Annotated in this window: 1 protein-coding gene; it reads right to left on the bottom strand. The window is 44.9% G+C overall.

Features of this window, described 5'->3' with window-relative positions; all coding sequences use genetic code 11:
- A partial coding sequence (locus tag ACWHAR_RS31475; RefSeq protein WP_452088978.1) for a cytidylyltransferase domain-containing protein occupies positions 1 to 532 on the bottom strand: 532 nt, incomplete at both ends.

The raw sequence follows: 532 nt of genomic DNA, 5'->3' as shown, positions 1-532 counted from the left end.
CTTTTTGATAGAGGGCCTTTATCGATTCATAGTCTTGCTTTGTATCAATGGTCAGCCGATATTGAGGGGCGTGAAATCGTTCCGGCGCCTCTAAAAACTGAACACGATAAAGAGCTGGATGATTCCTTATATATAACGTGACATGCTCCTGATATTGATCCTCCATATTCTGAATACGGCTGATGTCAATTAACAGGTTGGCGTTGACCACTTCGCCGCAAATCCCTAATGGGGCATTCAGGATATACGTATAATCTGATCCTTGATCAAAATGCGCCTTAATCATTACATCGAGCAGCTCCGGATCGACAAACGGATTATCACCCGTTAACCGGATAATGACTGACGGTTTAACAGCTTCTATGACCTTCACAAACCTATCGAGGACACGTTCTTCGCTCCCGCGGAAAACACGAAAGCCTTGTTTGATACAGTGCGCCTCTAATATATCGTCAGTTTCTTTGTCAGACGTGGCGATGACAAGATTATCCCGATCCTTTTGGTAAAACGCGCTTTGCCGGACACGGTGAAC

Source organism: Bacillus sp. LR--39 (assembly GCF_053613335.1).
Note: the sequence above shows the minus strand (reverse complement) of the source record. Positions and strands in the feature narration are given on the sequence as shown.